This window comes from Collinsella aerofaciens ATCC 25986 (assembly GCF_964239575.1).
Classification (GTDB): Bacteria; Actinomycetota; Coriobacteriia; order Coriobacteriales; family Coriobacteriaceae; genus Collinsella; species Collinsella aerofaciens_BQ.
In genome coordinates this window covers 1-1,415 of record NZ_CAXSQQ010000056.1, presented here as the reverse complement: position 1 = coordinate 1,415, position 1,415 = coordinate 1, and the positions used below count along the sequence as shown (strand labels likewise).

At 45.5% G+C, this 1,415-nt stretch carries 1 protein-coding gene; it reads right to left on the bottom strand.

What is annotated here, in order from left to right; all coding sequences use genetic code 11:
• Positions 1-14: 14 nt before the first annotated feature.
• On the bottom strand, positions 15-647 hold the full coding sequence (locus ACESUZ_RS10050; protein WP_373199913.1) for an Abi family protein: 633 nt from the start codon (positions 645-647) through the stop codon (positions 15-17).
• Positions 648-1,415: the final 768 nt, after the last annotated feature.

Sequence of the window (1,415 nt, the reverse complement as noted above, 5' to 3'; positions counted from 1 at the left end):
CCCATCATCGCGGTCTATGGGGTCAACGATATGGCACCGTGGGGACACATGTATGTCAATCCTGGTCTAACAGAGCCAAACAAAATGAATGAATTAAAGGCGCCAAAGGTAATAACTTCCAGAAAGGCCCAGACAGGCATATTAAAACCACTGTATTTTGCAAGAATGCCTGCAGAATAGGCACTCGACTCACAACGTGAAATCTCTTTTTTAACCCAGTTGGTCACATTCCCCTTGCTATCAAATGTATCCTGCTCGCTCAAATAGTCTTGAACGATTTCGTAACCGTCCTCGGCATGCTGCTCTATCCTGCCCAGCAAGTCAACTTTGCAGAAGTGCTCGATATCAAGAGTGAGTGAAATCATCTCGTTTCGAAGCAACATATCAATAATCGAAAGGTCAACAAGCATCTTGAAATCTAAGTTGACATATTCACCCTTGCGTTTTCCATCAGAAACCTTTGGAAATCCGGTGCGGTACGAGCGCAAGCGAAAGTAGTTGTTGTTCTTCGTCAGATACTCGACTGCCTCTGCCTCGCTCATATAGCGGAAACGGACACCCTTGCTCTTAAGATGGGATACTTGTTCCCAAGGAGTAAGCCAAGGCTTTTGATCGCACATATCTTGTTGACGAATAGGACTATTCATTGCGCTCTCCAGCGTATTTGATGAAATAACAGATTTGATTTTATCCTAACTTTAAATACCTATTAAACAACCGGACGCTCATGCAAATACATCATGGCACGCCGCCGTCCATCTTGCCTTGAGCTCGTTACAACATTTGCATTAGCTTCCACAGAATTAGGAGGAGTATCCTCTCGCTATCTCATTTTGAGCTGAGTAACATCGTAAATTGACCCGACCTGAGCCACTGTCCAGCACACGGTGCAGAAACCCTCCCCCAAGAAAGGAGTTTTTATCGCACTTACACCCACCAAGGCCCCTCTTCATACTTTTCCGCATAGGGAGAACGACACCTACTAGCAAACTCATAAACCAATAGATAGAGTTCATATGCGTCGCGATCTATCCACGCCATTCCTTCTCGGTCGTAGCGCGTCTGTTCCATTTCACACTTTTTGACAGCGTCGAGTAACTCGAAGTAGCCGCAATCACCGGAGTCAAAAAGATTACATTTCCCGATAACATCCTGTTAATCACCGCGAACTGCATTAATTTTCCTAGCGATGGCAGATATCTGTTTAAGTTTCCATGAACCAGGAAAGTAGGCGAATTTCGATTTCAGAACGTAAACGTCGTCTTCAGAGGGAAACTTGTCTTCCAATCGAGGGTAGCGCCTTGCTGCCTCTCGAATTCTATTCTCCAAACGGAGAAGATGATCGCGTCGAAAATGTTGGTGTAAGGGTGACGCCCTAGCGCCCGTTTAACGAAGAACGGCCTTCGTCCTAGAAT